This window comes from Cupriavidus metallidurans CH34 (genome assembly GCF_000196015.1).
Taxonomy (GTDB): domain Bacteria; phylum Pseudomonadota; class Gammaproteobacteria; order Burkholderiales; family Burkholderiaceae; genus Cupriavidus; species Cupriavidus metallidurans.
In genome coordinates this window covers 1,704,915-1,719,084 of the sequence record NC_007973.1, presented here as the reverse complement: position 1 = coordinate 1,719,084, position 14,170 = coordinate 1,704,915, and the positions used below count along the sequence as shown (strand labels likewise).

At 64.5% G+C, this 14,170-nt stretch carries 10 protein-coding genes and 2 pseudogenes; 7 read left to right on the top strand and 5 right to left on the bottom strand.

Annotated elements, in window-relative coordinates:
- Nucleotides 1–123 precede the first annotated feature (123 nt).
- From RMET_RS08025 to RMET_RS08015, 3 genes and pseudogenes are all read right to left on the bottom strand, one after another.
- Nucleotides 124–708, bottom strand: coding sequence for a DUF4136 domain-containing protein (locus RMET_RS08025; RefSeq protein WP_011516325.1), 585 nt, complete (start codon nt 706–708; stop codon nt 124–126).
- A gap of 13 nt (nt 709–721) precedes the next feature.
- The gene (locus tag RMET_RS08020) at nt 722–1,135 is read right to left on the bottom strand and encodes a DoxX family protein (RefSeq protein ID WP_008649650.1); all 414 of its coding nucleotides are present in this window, start codon (nt 1,133–1,135) and stop codon (nt 722–724) included.
- A gap of 156 nt (nt 1,136–1,291) precedes the next feature.
- Nucleotides 1,292–1,843, bottom strand: a pseudogene (locus RMET_RS08015) (LysR substrate-binding domain-containing protein); the annotation flags it as partial.
- 35 nt (nt 1,844–1,878) lie between these two features.
- Here RMET_RS08015 and RMET_RS08010 point away from each other — a divergent pair.
- Nucleotides 1,879–2,907: an IS30-like element IS1088 family transposase gene (locus RMET_RS08010; protein ID WP_011516271.1), complete on the top strand. Its 1,029-nt coding sequence runs from the start codon at nt 1,879–1,881 to the stop codon at nt 2,905–2,907.
- 30 nt (nt 2,908–2,937) lie between these two features.
- On the opposite strand, the pseudogene RMET_RS08005 reads toward RMET_RS08010, so the two are convergent.
- Nucleotides 2,938–3,399 (bottom strand): annotated as a pseudogene (locus RMET_RS08005) (LysR family transcriptional regulator); the annotation flags it as partial.
- Between the two features lie 154 nt (nt 3,400–3,553).
- Between RMET_RS08005 and RMET_RS08000 the strand changes: the two are divergent.
- Together RMET_RS08000 and egtB are read left to right on the top strand one after the other, a co-directional pair.
- On the top strand, nt 3,554–4,177 hold the full coding sequence (locus RMET_RS08000) for an FMN-dependent NADH-azoreductase (RefSeq protein ID WP_008649655.1): 624 nt from the start codon (nt 3,554–3,556) through the stop codon (nt 4,175–4,177).
- A 208-nt stretch (nt 4,178–4,385) separates the two neighbouring features.
- Complete coding sequence (gene egtB, locus RMET_RS07995) at nt 4,386–5,675, top strand: ergothioneine biosynthesis protein EgtB (RefSeq protein ID WP_011516324.1); 1,290 nt, start codon at nt 4,386–4,388, stop codon at nt 5,673–5,675.
- 144 nt (nt 5,676–5,819) lie between these two features.
- On the opposite strand, the gene prpR is transcribed toward egtB, so the two are convergent.
- Nucleotides 5,820–7,811, bottom strand: coding sequence for a propionate catabolism operon regulatory protein PrpR (gene prpR / locus RMET_RS07990; protein WP_080710354.1), 1,992 nt, complete (start codon nt 7,809–7,811; stop codon nt 5,820–5,822).
- Between the two features lie 302 nt (nt 7,812–8,113).
- Between prpR and prpB the strand changes: the two genes are divergently transcribed.
- The 4 genes from prpB (at nt 8,114) to prpF (ending at nt 14,140) form a co-directional block, all read left to right on the top strand.
- Entirely contained in the window at nt 8,114–9,022 is a 909-nt protein-coding gene (prpB, locus tag RMET_RS07985; RefSeq protein ID WP_011516322.1) for a methylisocitrate lyase, read from the top strand.
- A gap of 58 nt (nt 9,023–9,080) precedes the next feature.
- On the top strand, nt 9,081–10,238 hold the full coding sequence (gene prpC / locus RMET_RS07980) for a bifunctional 2-methylcitrate synthase/citrate synthase (RefSeq protein ID WP_011516321.1): 1,158 nt from the start codon (nt 9,081–9,083) through the stop codon (nt 10,236–10,238).
- A 96-nt stretch (nt 10,239–10,334) separates the two neighbouring features.
- Nucleotides 10,335–12,932, top strand: coding sequence for a Fe/S-dependent 2-methylisocitrate dehydratase AcnD (gene acnD, locus RMET_RS07975; RefSeq protein ID WP_011516320.1), 2,598 nt, complete (start codon nt 10,335–10,337; stop codon nt 12,930–12,932).
- 14 nt (nt 12,933–12,946) lie between these two features.
- On the top strand, nt 12,947–14,140 hold the full coding sequence (gene prpF / locus RMET_RS07970) for a 2-methylaconitate cis-trans isomerase PrpF (RefSeq protein ID WP_011516319.1): 1,194 nt from the start codon (nt 12,947–12,949) through the stop codon (nt 14,138–14,140).
- Nucleotides 14,141–14,170 lie beyond the last annotated feature (30 nt).

Genomic DNA, 14,170 nt, shown 5'->3' with positions numbered 1-14,170 from the left:
TGTAGCGGGTCTGGCTCTGGTGCCATGCGCGAATTTGTGACGCGATGTCGCGGAAAGCGCCTAATTTGGTGAAAAAAGATGGTGACGCAGGGATGAAGGTGCGCCGCGCCGCGTAGCGACGCGTTACTGCGCCGCGCGGAACGGGTACTTGAGGAAAATCTGCGTCACGACCTTGTCGATAGCCTGCTGGCGGGTCTGTGGGTCCACGTCGCTGGCATCGCCCTGCGCCACGCCCTCCCAGACAAGCTGGTTCCTCTGCGCATCGACGATATCGATATTCAGCGTGCCCTCGGTGTAGGTGTAGGTATCGCTGTAGAACCCGTAACCGGGCCATGGCGCATAGAGACCGCCGCGATACGCGTAGTAGCCGGCGTATCCGGGCGGCGGCATCGGGGCCGGGTTGCTGACGACTTTCTCGCGCAACTGCGCGTTGAAGTTGACCAGCAAGTCGGGCAGATGAGCCGCATACCGATAGCCGCGCGCGGACATCTCCCGCTCGACCGCCGTCTTCAGGTATTGCGTAGTCAGGCTCTCGTACCCGCTGCGGTCCGTGCCAGGATGCGCCACGAACCCAAACGTCCGGTACTTCGAGAAGTCGTTCGCATGGTTGTAGTCGGCGCGAATATCAGGGCCAGTCGCGCAGCCTGCCAGCGACACCAGCACCACCATCCAGGGCGCGGCACGACGAATTCCACCAAGACTCAGCATCGCGGTGCCTCCGTCAGTTCCACCTGCCATCGATACCGCCGAAGCTCAGACGTCCGGCACCGAGCAGGGCCACGGCGAGCGCGCCCGCCAGATACATCCCCTGCAACTCCAGCGCCCAGCCACCGGTTGGCGCCATCTCCATGAGTTGTTTGGTGTGGACGAGCCCAAACGCGAAGAGCATGTTGACGACGACGATCAACGCCGCCGCCCGGGTCCACAGACCGACGATCAGAAGGATGGGGGCCAGCACCTCGCCCACGTAGACCAGATAGGACAGTTCCACCGGCAGGCCGGCGTCGGTGACCACCTTCACCACGAAACCCGGGCCAGCCATGATCTTCGAGATACCGTGCAACAGAATCAGCACCCCCAGCACGATACGAAGTACGGCCTTGCCAAGATCCTGCGATCCTTGCGAGTGACTCATTTCGACAGCTCCTTGCATTTGGCAATGCGGGATCACATGGAACGCATGTGACCTGTACTCCCTACATTAGGTCGTGCTGGCGTGAAGGTAAAGGCGCAGCACCGTGCCGGTTGCCCGCTGCCTGGCCTGTCAGGACGGTCAGGACGGTCAGGACGGTCAGGGCGCCTCCAGCTCCTTCGCCTTGCCGCTGGCGCGCTGCGCGGGCTCGGTCGGTGGCGCCACGTGCATTCCCAGGCTGACGTTCGGAATCATTCCCATCTTGCGCGCGCATTCGGGCAACACTTCGCCCAGATAGTCGAGAAAGCGGCGCAGTGCGGGTGTTACACCCTGCCGCGACGGAAAGACCGCGTGCAGCACCCCCATCGGCAAGTCCCACTGCGGCAGCAGTACTTCAAGCTCCCCGCGCTCGACTTCATCGCGACAGTACATGCTCGGCAGCAGTGCCACGCCGACGCCGGCAACTGCCGCTTCCCTCAGCAGCGCAAACTCATCAGAGATGAGCTTCGGGTCGTAGCTCACATGGACCTGCTCGCCGGTCTTGCTGACCAGCGGCCACACATGCTTGCCATCATGAGGCTTCTGATTGACGCCGGGCATCCCTTCCAGCGCCTGCGGCGTGCGCGGCCGGCCAATGCTGTCGAGCAGTGCCGGGCTGGCCACCAGCCGCAACTCGCTCTTGCCGAACGTACGCACGGCCAGGGCGGCCTCAATTCCGAAGTGCAACACCGAGAATTGAGGCCAAGATGACCAAGAAAAATTACCAGCAGTTGAGTGAGACCGAACGCCATGCGATAGCCCTGGGGCTGCAGCAAAAGCAAAGCCTCAGCGCCATAGCCAGGGCCCTGGGGCGTGACAAGAGCACTATCAGCCGCGAGTGCAATCGCAATGCAGGCGGCAAGGGCTACGCCTCCAAGTTCGCCCAGCAGCGCAGTGACAATCGCAAACGCCAAGCCCGTCCCAGCCCCAAGCTGCACCGCCAAGGGCCCTTGTTCCCGCTGGTTTGCGACTACCTGCGCCACAAGTGGTCGCCCCAGCAAATCGCCAACGAACTCCAGCGTCTTCACCCACAGGATCGCCGCTTGCAAGCCTCACACGAAAGCATCTACACCTGCATCTACGCCCAGCCCCGGGGAGAGCTCAAGAAGGAGCTGGTGTCCTGCCTGCGCATGGCCCACGCCAAACGTTGGCCCCGCTCCAGGGGAAAGGATCGCCGCAAGGAGACGCAAGACTTGCTGAGCATCCATGTGCGAGCACCCGAGATCGAGGATCGCCAGTTGCCCGGCCACTGGGAGGGTGATCTGATCAAAGGCAAGGCTAACGCCAGTGCGATTGGCACGCTGGTCGAGCGCACCACCCGTCTGGTGGTGCTGGTCAAGCTGCCACACCCCAACCCCGCCACAGCGGCGCATGTACTGCAAGCCTTCAGCGACAAGCTCAAGACAATAGCCCAGCCGATGCGCCAGACCCTGACCTACGACCGGGGCAGCGAGATGGCCGAGCACCGCCAGCTCAGCGAGAACACAGGCATGAAGGTGTACTTCTGCGACCCCTACAGTCCCTGGCAAAGGGGGAGCAACGAGAACACCAATGGGCTCTTGCGCCAGTACTTCCCCAAGGGGACTGATCTGAGTGGCTACAGCCAGGAGCAGTTGGACGCTGTGGCCGATGAGCTCAATGGACGGCCCAGGATGACTCTGGGGTGGCGCAAGCCCATCGAGGTCTATGCCGAGCATTTGGCGCGGCTGGCCCAGCAGCCGGATTTAGTGCATTGAGTTTTTGTTGCACTTGGACTTGAAACCGCCCAGGCTTGAATCCTCCAGCACGTTTCGCACGCGCAGGGCGAGGTCGAATCCCTCCGCGATCACGTCGACGCGGCGGTTGGTGGCTTCGACTTCAAGCTGGATGCCGGGGTTGGCCCGCATGAAATGACCGATCGAAGGTGCCAGCAGCACCTGTGCGATACCGACCGGGCAACTGATTCGGAGAAAGCCTCCCGGCTGGTCGCGAGCATGTTCGATCACTTCGCGGGCGGCCTCCGCCGCATCGAGCATCTCTCGGCAGCGGGCATAGTAGGCCTCACCAAGCGGCGTTACACGCACTTGCCGTGTAGTCCGGCGGAGCAATTGCACACCCAATTCCTTTTCGAGCTGTGCAATCCGGCGGGAAAGTCGCGATTTCGGCACGCCGGTGGCCCGGCTTGCCGCTGAAAAGCTGCCGTGCTGCACCACTTGGGCGAACAGCGACAAATCATTGAGATCCTGCATGGCGGGCTCCTTCAAGGCGGCAACGGCACGTAGGCGGCGAGGCGCATGCCGTTGCAGCGATAGAACAATCATTTGCATTTTGCCTCACTACCGGCACCAATGGGGAACCTCTATCTTTCAGCCATCCAAACCGAATTCCCAAGTGGAGCCAGACATGAACATCCTGCAAATCGATTCGAGCGTACTGGGCGACAACTCCGTATCGCGTTCCCTGACCGCCAGCATCGTGGCCGACCTCGTTGCCAAGAACCCAGGCGCCAAGGTAACCGTGCGCGATCTGGACAAGGAAGCCCCCGCCCACCTCGGCAACCACCTGCTGCCGGTGCTGGGTGGCCCGAAGGACGGCCTGAACGCCGTGCAGCAAGCCGAACTCGAGCGCACTGAAACGTTCCTGGCCGAATTCATGGCTGCCGATGTGCTGGTGATTGGCGTGCCGCAGTACAACTTCAGCATCCCGAGCCAGCTCAAGGCCTGGATCGACCGCATCGCGCAAGCCGGCCGCACCTTCCGCTACACCGCCAACGGCCCTGAAGGCCTGGCAGTCGGCAAGCGCGTGATCGTGGTGTCGTCGCGAGGCGGCGTGCGTCAGGACGCCAACACGCTGGACCTGCACGAAGTCACCATCGATGCGGTGTTGCGCTTCCTCGGTATCACCGACATCAGCATCGTCCGCGCTCACGGTCTGGCCATGGGCCCCGACGCGCGCGAAGCCGGTCTCACGACCGCCCGCTCGCAGATTGCCGCGCTCAACGACGCCGCGCTGCGCGCCGCTGCCTGAGCCTGACAGTATCTCCCTCTCCGTGTAGTTCCCGGCGCCCTCCCCCGGTGCCGGCGATCCTTAAGACAGGTGCCTCCCCCAGGCACCTGTTTTTTTGTGGGCCTCGCAAACGCCCTCCCAAGTCAAACTCCGATGGCCTTACCGCTCGCCCCGACATGCGGATGGGTCTATGATTGTTCGACATTTGCCGCGCCTTCCAGGAGTCTGCATGACCTCAGCCCTGCTGCCTGCCGCCGCCAGTCATCCACCGCAAGAACCCGCCCTGCTCAGCCAGTACCGTCATGTGCGCAGCGCTACGGAAGCGATGGTGGCGGACCTGTCAGATGCTGACGCAACCGTGCAATCCATGGACGACGCCAGCCCAGCGAAGTGGCATCTTGCCCATACCACCTGGTTCTTCGAGGAGTTCGTGCTTGGCGCCCGGCTGCCCGATTACGAGCCAGTCGATCCGCAGTATCGCTATCTGTTCAATTCGTACTATGAAGCTGTCGGCGCGCGCCACCCGCGCCCGCGCCGCGGGCTGCTGACACGGCCGTCGCTCGACGAGGTACTGGCGTATCGCGAAGCCGTCGATGAAGCGATGGAATCGCTACTAATGCGGGCCCAGACCGACGACGAAGCGGCGTTGATCACGCTTGGCCTGCATCACGAGCAGCAGCATCAGGAACTCCTGCTGACCGATATCCTGCATCTGTTCGCGCAAAATCCACTGCGCCCGGCCTATGCGCCGACGCTGCCGTCCCCGGTTATCGCCGACCCGCGCCCTGCGCCAGAGTGGATCGCCTTTCCGGGCGGCGTGGTGACGATCGGCCACAGCGGAGACGGTTTCGCATTCGATTGCGAAGGCCCGCGCCACCAGGTACTGTTGCATCCATACCTGCTGTGCTCGCACCCGGTCAGCAACCACCAGTGGTTTGAATTCATCGAGGATGGCGGCTATCAGTCGACCGGCCTGTGGCTCTCCGACGGCTGGCGCTGGGTCTGCGACAACCAGATCGAAGCCCCCCTGTACTGGGAAGAGCGCGATGGCACTTGGTGGCAGATGACGTTGCGCGGAATGCAGCCCGTCGATCCGGACAGCCCGGTCACGCACGTGAGTTTCTTCGAGGCCGACGCGTTCGCGCGCTGGGCGGAGCGCCGCCTGCCGACCGAGGCTGAATGGGAGCACGCGGCGCACAATCTGCCCGCCACCGGCAATTTCGCGGAAGGCCGCGCGTTACGTCCCTTGCCCGATCGCCAGAACACGGCCGGCTCCCTGCGTCAGATGTTCGGCGACGTTTGGGAGTGGACAGGCAGCGCCTTCCTGCCCTATCCCCGCTTCCGGCCACGCGAGGGGGCCGTGGGCGAGTACAACGGCAAGTTCATGAGCAGCCAGATGGTGCTGCGCGGCGGTTCCTGCGTCACCGCCGAATCCCATATCCGGGCGAGCTACCGCAACTTCTTCTATCCGCACCAGCGCTGGCAGTTCACTGGGGTGCGACTTGCAGACGATGTCTGACGCGTAAGCCAGTCCCTTTCGGTCTTTCCTGTAGTCTTTCTATTGGTCTTTCAAGGCCTTGGACTTTTAGCCCAAATTATTGGTGGCGAATAATTCTGGCCGTTAATTGCGAAATAACGGACTTCATGAAGGACCGGATATCGATCACTCCTCGCGCAACCGTCTCCAAAGTGTTGTCGGACTGATGCCTAGCTGCGCGCAGGCCGCCGCGCGGTTACCGCCGCAATCGGCCAGCACACGGCGGATATGCTCGGCCTGGCTTGCCTTGGCCACCCCTGCCAGCGATTGCGCGGGCACGCCGTCGGACATTTCGATGGCCGTCCCGTGATCACCAGAAAACAGTTCCGGCACCGCCGCCTGCAACTCCCGCTGCAGCGCCACAGGTGTCAGGTTCGCGCCGGCCACAAGCACTGCAATCCGCTCGGTCACGTTTTCGAGTTCGCGAATATTCCCCGGCCACACGTAACGCGCCAGGCGTGCCCGCACGATCGCGGGTAGCGGTTCCCCATCCGACATGCCAAGCCGTTCCTGCGCACGCCGGTAGAGCAGTTCCGCCAGCACGGGCAGGTCTCCCGCGCGGTCGCGCAAAGGCGGCATCTCGATGCGGAGGATGTTCAGGCGGTAGTAGAGATCCTGGCGGAATGCCCCATCGCGCACGAGCGCGGCCAGGTCGCGGTGCGTGGCGGCGATCACGCGCACATTGACCGGCACGGCCTCGATCGCGCCGATTGGCAGCACCTGTTTCTCCTGCAGCACACGCAGCAGGCGCGTTTGCAGCGCCGGCGGCATATCGCCGATCTCGTCGAGAAACAGCGTGCCGTTATGCGCCGACTCGAACAGGCCGGCCTTGCCGCCACGCCGGGCGCCCGTGAACGCCCCTTCCTCGTAGCCGAACAGCTCGGACTCGAGCAGCGTCTCGGGGAAGGCCGCGCAGTTGACCGCCACGAAGGGAAAGGCGCGGCGCGGACTCGCGTCGTGCATCCCCTGCGCCAGCACTTCCTTGCCGGTACCGCTTTCGCCGCTGACCAGAACGGTCGAATCGACCATCGCATAGCGCCGCGCCAGCGCACGCAGATCGCTCATCGCCGGCGAATCGCCCGCCAGGTCGTCCAGGCTGTAACGCACGCCCGCCGCCCGGGCGCGTGTGCGCGAGCGCAGGTTGCGGTCCGCGCGGTGAATCGCGTTGGCGTCCTGGATCGTCAGCACGGCGCCTGTCGTGCCGGCCTCGCTCATGATCGGAATCCGGTTGACGACCACCATCTTGTCGCCCAACCGATGGATTGCTTCGAGCTCGCGCGCGCCGCTCTGCATCACGCCGTCGAGGGACAGTCCGGGCGCCAGCGTGGATAGCTTGCGACCCACCGCAACCCCGGCAGGCGTGCCGAGGAATCGCTCCATCGCCGGATTGAACGCCTGCACCCGCCCCTCGCCGTCTACCGCAGCCACGCCTTCGTTCAGGTGGGCAAGAATCGTGTTCACGTATTCGCGTCGCGTGGATTCGATACGACGCAACCGCGCGGCCTCGATTGCATCCTCCAGCGCCAGCCGCACGGCATTGCCCGAGTAGAGAAACACGCCGACGAGCCCGTACTTGTCGGCCATGTCTGTCACCAGGCCCGGGCCGACCACCACGCGCACGCCCTCCTCCTTGAGCGCCCGTACACGTGCGGTCGCATCGTCTTCAGTCAGATAGGTGTAGCGCGGGATATCGAGCGAGAAGGCCCGTACAAACTCGTCGACCTCGGCGTAGGTGGAGGCATGCGTCACCAGCGCCACCTTCGGCGAAATGCGCCGGGCGGTGGCTAACGCGCTCATGACGTCGAAGCCGGTCACCTTGACCAGCACCACCGGCACGTCGACATGCTGGCGCAGGTAGGCGCCGTTCGATCCGCCCGCCACCACCACATCGACGCGGTTCTCCCGTGCCTCCCGGTTGATGGCGCTGGCCGCGGCTTCGAAGGCCCGGCCAACGATCCGGAATTCCGCCCGGCCCGCGTAGGCCGGAATCAGTTCGGCAAAGGCGCGAGAGAGACGGCTGATGCCCATGGCCCAGATCCTCGGGCGGGCGCCAGGGGCGACGGGGCCAGCGGGGTTGAGGGAAATCGGCTGAGGAACAGTAGGGTGCGACGGTGTCATGGAACAGCTTCCAACGCGGGCGTATAGTCGATCTGGATTCTGCACCGGCCAGCCCGGCATTTCAACTTTGAAATGCGTGAATTTCAAAGCCGAACACTGGAATGCCATCGACGCCACTTTCCAGCATGGGCCGCGCACTGCACCCACATGGGATAAACCACTGATCAATAAGGAGAAATCGTCGAAAAGCAGGCTCGACCGACACCTGCCGCAAGCATCACTTGGCAGCTGGCACACCCCTTGCGCCATAGGGCCACCCTGTCCCGACAGGTTTCAGCATTCACGAATAACGGATTCACGCCATGACCTTTACCGCCACCGAACTCGCCCGCTCCGCCGGCGCACGCTTCCGCCAGGCCCTGATCGATGAAAGCCCCCTGCAGATCCCGGGCACCATCAATGCCAATCACGCGCTGCTGGCCAAGCGGGCCGGTTATCGCGCGATCTACCTGTCGGGCGGCGGCGTGGCCGCTGGCTCGCTGGGTCTGCCTGACCTGGGCATCTCGAACCTGGACGACGTGCTGACCGACATCCGCCGCATCACCGACGTGTGCGACACGCCGCTGCTGGTCGACGTCGACACCGGCTTCGGCGCCTCGGCATTCAACGTGGCCCGCACCACGCGCTCGCTGATCAAGTTCGGCGCAGCCGCCATGCATATCGAAGACCAGGTCGGCGCCAAGCGCTGCGGCCACCGTCCGAACAAGGAAATCGTCACCAAGGGTGAAATGGTCGACCGCATCCGTGCCGCCGTCGATGCACGTACGGACGAGAACTTCGTCATCATGGCCCGCACCGACGCGCTGGCCGTCGAAGGCCTCGACAGCGCGATCGAACGCGCCGTGGCCTGCGTGGAAGCCGGCGCCGACGCCATCTTCCCCGAGGCGATGACCGACATGGACATGTACCGCAAGTTCGTCGATGCCGTGAAGGTACCCGTGCTGGCCAACCTGACCGAATTCGGCGCCACGCCGTACTACACGCTGGATGAACTGCGCAACGCCGGCGTTGCCATGGCGCTCTACCCGCTGTCGGCGTTCCGCGCCATGAACAAGGCGGCCGAGAATGTCTTCCAGGCGATCCGCCGCGAGGGCACCCAGAAGAACGTGGTCGACACGATGCAGACGCGCGCCGAACTGTACGATCGCATCGGCTACCATGACTTCGAGCAGAAGCTCGACGCGCTCTTCGCACAAGGCAAGGGCCGCTGATCCAGCACCCACCGCCATGACCGCACGCAAACACACCAAGCTTAACCAGGAGACCCAAATGTCCGAAGCCCAACCGCTGGCCACCCCGAAGCCCAAGAAGTCCGTTGCCCTGTCAGGTATCGCCGCCGGCAATACCGCACTGTGCACCGTGGGACGCAGCGGCAATGACCTGCACTATCGTGGCTACGACATCCTCGACATCGCCGACACCTGCGAATTCGAGGAAATCGCTCACCTTCTGGTCCACGGCAAGCTGCCGACCAAGTCCGAACTGGCCGCCTACAAGGTCAAGCTGAAGGCACTGCGCGGCCTGCCCGCCAACGTAAAGGCCGCCCTGGAATGGGTGCCGGCCAGCGCCCACCCGATGGACGTGATGCGCACTGGCGTGTCGGTGCTGGGCACCGTGCTGCCGGAAAAGGACGACCACAACACCCCGGGCGCGCGTGACATCGCCGACCGCCTGATGGCCAGCCTCGGCTCTATGCTGCTGTACTGGTACCACTACAGCCACAACGGCCGCCGCATCGAAGTGGAAACCGATGACGACTCGATCGCCGCCCACTTCCTGCACCTGCTGCACGGCGAAGCCCCGTCGAAGCTGTGGGAACGCGCGATGCAGACTTCGCTGATCCTGTATGCAGAGCACGAGTTCAACGCCTCGACGTTCGCCTGCCGCGTGGTGGCTGGCACGGGCTCCGACATGTACTCGGCCATCTGCGGCGGCATCGGCGCGCTGCGTGGTCCGAAGCACGGCGGCGCCAACGAAGTGGCCTTCGAGATCCAGAAGCGCTACGACACGCCGGACGAGGCAGAGGCCGACATCCGTCGCCGCGTGGAGAACAAGGAAGTGGTGATCGGTTTCGGTCACCCCGTGTACACGATCTCCGACCCGCGTAACGTGGTGATCAAGGAAGTGGCGCGCAAGCTGTCGAAGGACGCCGGTTCGATGAAGATGTTCAACATCGCCGAGCGCCTGGAAACGGTGATGGCCGACGCCAAGAAGATGTTCCCGAACCTGGACTGGTTCAGCGCGGTGAGCTACCACATGATGGGTGTGCCGACCGCGATGTTCACGCCGCTGTTCGTGATCGCCCGTACCTCGGGCTGGGCCGCGCACGTGATCGAGCAACGGGTCGACAACAAGATCATCCGCCCGACCGCCAACTACACCGGCCCGGAAAACCTGAAGTTCGTGCCGATCGAAAAACGCGCCTGATTCGATACCCAGGCACGCAAGATCCGCAAGAAAAACGTGCCGCCGTCCGCGCCCCAGGGCGCGCCGGCCGGCGCGAAACAGTCCTCACACGACGCCATGAACACTGCATTCCGCAAGCCGCTACCCGGCACCAAGCTCGACTACTTCGATGCGCGTGCCGCGGTCGAAGCCATCTCCCCGGGCGCCTATGACAAGCTGCCCTACACGTCGCGCGTGCTGGCCGAGAACCTCGTGCGCCGCTGCGACCCCGCCACGCTGACCGCATCGCTCAAGCAACTGATCGAACGCAAGCGTGAGCTCGATTTCCCGTGGTTCCCGGCCCGCGTGGTCTGCCACGACATCCTGGGCCAGACCGCGCTGGTGGACCTGGCCGGCCTGCGCGACGCCATCGCCGATCAGGGCGGCGACCCCGCCAAGGTCAATCCGGTGGTGCCGGTGCAACTGATCGTCGACCACTCGCTGGCCGTTGAATGCGGTGGTTTCGACCCCGATGCGTTCACGAAGAACCGCGCCATCGAGGATCGCCGTAACGAAGACCGCTTCGATTTCATCAACTGGACCAAGAAGGCGTTCCGCAACGTCGACGTGATCCCGCCGGGCAACGGCATCATGCACCAGATCAATCTGGAGAAGATGTCGCCCGTGATCCACGCCGACCACGGCGTAGCCTACCCCGACACCTGCGTCGGCACCGACAGCCACACGCCGCACGTCGACGCGCTCGGCGTGATCGCGATTGGCGTGGGCGGCCTGGAAGCCGAAAACGTGATGCTCGGCCGCGCCTCGTGGATGCGCCTGCCGGACATCGTCGGCGTGGAGCTGACCGGCCGTCGCCAGCCTGGCATCACCGCCACCGACATCGTGCTGGCCCTGACCGAATTCCTGCGCAAGGAAAAGGTGGTCGGCGCGTACCTGGAATTCCGTGGCGAAGGCGCTTCGTCGCTGACGCTCGGCGACCGCGCGACGATCTCGAACATGGCCCCCGAGTACGGCGCCACCGCCGCCATGTTCTTCATCGACAACCAGACCACCGAATACCTGCGACTGACCGGCCGCGACGAGGCACAGGTCCAGCTCGTGGAAACCTACGCCAAGACCGCCGGCCTGTGGGCCGACGCGCTGACGAAGGCCGAGTACGAGCGCGTGCTCCACTTCGACCTGTCCACGGTCGTGCGCAACATGGCCGGCCCGTCGAACCCGCACAAGCGTCTGCCGACCTCCGACCTGGCTGCCCGCGGCATCGCCGGCAAGTGGGAAGAAGTGCCGGGCCAGATGCCCGACGGCGCCGTGATCATCGCCGCCATCACCAGCTGCACGAACACCAGCAACCCGCGCAACGTGATTGCCGCCGCCCTGCTGGCGCGCAACGCCAACGCACGCGGCCTGACGCGCAAGCCTTGGGTCAAGTCGTCGCTGGCACCGGGATCGAAGGCAGTGGAGCTTTATCTGGAAGAAGCCAACCTGCTGCCCGACCTGGAAAAGCTCGGCTTCGGCATCGTGGCGTTCGCCTGCACGACCTGCAACGGCATGTCCGGCGCGCTCGATCCGAAGATCCAGCAGGAAATCATCGACCGTGACCTCTACTCCACGGCCGTGCTCTCCGGCAACCGCAACTTCGATGGCCGTATCCACCCGTACGCGAAACAGGCCTTCCTGGCATCGCCGCCGCTGGTGGTGGCCTACGCCATCGCCGGCACGATCCGCTTCGACATCGAACGCGACGCGCTGGGCACCGATGCCGACGGCAAGCCGGTGTACCTGAAGGACATCTGGCCGACCGACGAAGAGATCGACCTCATCGTCAAGCAGAGCGTGAAGCCCGAGCAGTTCCGCAAGGTCTACGAGCCGATGTTCGCGCTGCAAGCGGAAAACGACACGTCGATCAGCCCGCTCTACGACTGGCGCCCGCAAAGCACGTACATCCGCCGCCCGCCGTACTGGGAAGGCGCGCTGGCCGGCGAGCGCACGCTGCGCGGCATGCGTCCGCTGGCGGTGCTCGGTGACAACATCACCACCGATCACCTCTCGCCGTCGAACGCGATCCTGCTGAACAGCGCAGCCGGCGAGTATCTGGCCAAGATGGGCCTGCCGGAAGAAGACTTCAACTCGTACGCAACGCACCGCGGCGACCACCTGACCGCGCAACGCGCCACATTCGCCAACCCGACGCTGATCAACGAGATGGCCGTGGTCGAAGGTGCGGTCAAGAAGGGTTCGCTGACGCGGATCGAGCCGGAAGGCAAGGTCGTGCGCATGTGGGAAGCGATCGAGACGTACATGAACCGCAAGCAGCCGCTGATCGTGGTGGCCGGGGCCGACTATGGCCAGGGCTCGTCACGTGACTGGGCCGCCAAGGGCGTGCGTCTGGCCGGCGTGGAAGCCATCGTCGCCGAAGGCTTCGAGCGCATTCACCGCACCAACCTGATCGGCATGGGCGTACTGCCCGTGGAGTTCAAGCCCGGTGAGAACCGCGCCACGTACGGCATCGACGGCACGGAATCCTTCGACATCATCGGCGCACGCAAGCCGCGCGCGGAACTGACGCTGGTCATCCACCGCAAGAACGGCGAGCGCGTGGAAGTACCGGTGCTGTGCCGCCTGGACAGCGACGAGGAAGTTTCGATCTACGAAGCAGGCGGCGTGCTGCAGCGCTTTGCGCAGGACTTCCTCGAGTCCTCGCGCGCGGCGGCCTGACGGGAGACTGACGAATGGCACATGTACCCCAAATCAGGATTCCCGCCACCTACATGCGTGGCGGTACCAGCAAGGGCGTGTTCTTCCGGGTGCAGGACCTGCCAGAGGCTGCGCAGGTCCCGGGCAAGGCGCGCGACGCGCTGCTGATGCGCGTGATCGGCAGCCCCGATCCGTACGGCAAGCAGATCGACGGCATGGGCGCGGCCACCTCGAGTACCAGCAAGACCGTGCTGATCTCGAAGAGCACCCGCCCGGACCACGACGTCGACTATTTGTTCGGGCAGGTGTCGATCGACCAGCCGTTCGTAGACTGGAGCGGCAACTGCGGCAACCTGTCGGCGGCGGTCGGTCCGTACGCGATCAGCAACGGCTTCATCGACGCGGCGCGCATTCCCGAGAACGGCACGGTGACGGTCCGGATCTGGCAAGCGAACATCGGCAAGACCATCATCTCGCACGTGCCGATCACCAACGGCGCGGTGCAGGAAACGGGCGACTTCGAGCTCGACGGCGTCACGTTCCCCGCGGCCGAAGTCCAGCTCGAGTTCATGGATCCGGCCGCCGAGGAAGGCGATGACGGTGGCGGCGCGATGTTCCCGACCGGTAACCTCGTCGATGACCTCGAAGTGCCCGGCGTCGGCACGCTCAAGGCCACGATGATCAATGCCGGCATTCCGACGATCTTCGTCAATGCGGAGGCCATCGGCTACACCGGCACGGAACTGCAGGAAGCCATCAACGGCGACCCGAAGGCGCTGGCGATGTTCGAGACCATCCGTGCCTATGGCGCCAAGCGCATGGGCCTGATCCGCGACATCGACGAAGCCGCGCGTCGCCAGCACACGCCGAAGGTGGCGTTCGTGGCGAAGCCGGCGACGTACACGGCATCGAGCGGCAAGACCGTCAATGCCGGCGACGTGGACCTGCTGGTGCGTGCGCTGTCGATGGGCAAGCTGCACCATGCGATGATGGGCACCGCTGCGGTGGCCATCGGCACGGCGGCTGCAGTACCGGGCACGCTGGTGAACCTGGCGGCCGGCGGCGGCGAACGCGAGGCAGTGCGTTTCGGCCACCCATCCGGCACGCTGCGTGTGGGCGCGCAGGCCGTCCAGTCCGACGGTGAATGGACCGTGACGAAGGCCATCATGAGCCGCAGTGCACGCGTGTTGATGGAAGGCTGGGTTCGCATACCGGGCGACGCGTTCTAAGCGCGTACAGACGGAAGGTCCTCGCTGCTT

Excerpts from the sequence above, each read along its gene's own strand:
- RMET_RS08025 (WP_011516325.1), bottom strand. The coding sequence starts at position 708 with ATGCTGAGTCTTGGTGGAATTCGTCGTGCCGCGCCCTGGATGGTGGTG.
- RMET_RS08020 (WP_008649650.1), bottom strand. The coding sequence starts at position 1,135 with ATGAGTCACTCGCAAGGATCGCAGGATCTTGGCAAGGCCGTACTTCGT.
- RMET_RS08010 (WP_011516271.1), top strand. The coding sequence starts at position 1,879 with ATGACCAAGAAAAATTACCAGCAGTTGAGTGAGACCGAACGCCATGCG.
- RMET_RS08000 (WP_008649655.1), top strand. The coding sequence starts at position 3,554 with ATGAACATCCTGCAAATCGATTCGAGCGTACTGGGCGACAACTCCGTA.
- egtB (WP_011516324.1), top strand. The coding sequence starts at position 4,386 with ATGACCTCAGCCCTGCTGCCTGCCGCCGCCAGTCATCCACCGCAAGAA.
- prpR (WP_080710354.1), bottom strand. The coding sequence starts at position 7,811 with ATGACACCGTCGCACCCTACTGTTCCTCAGCCGATTTCCCTCAACCCC.
- prpB (WP_011516322.1), top strand. The coding sequence starts at position 8,114 with ATGACCTTTACCGCCACCGAACTCGCCCGCTCCGCCGGCGCACGCTTC.
- prpC (WP_011516321.1), top strand. The coding sequence starts at position 9,081 with ATGTCCGAAGCCCAACCGCTGGCCACCCCGAAGCCCAAGAAGTCCGTT.
- acnD (WP_011516320.1), top strand. The coding sequence starts at position 10,335 with ATGAACACTGCATTCCGCAAGCCGCTACCCGGCACCAAGCTCGACTAC.
- prpF (WP_011516319.1), top strand. The coding sequence starts at position 12,947 with ATGGCACATGTACCCCAAATCAGGATTCCCGCCACCTACATGCGTGGC.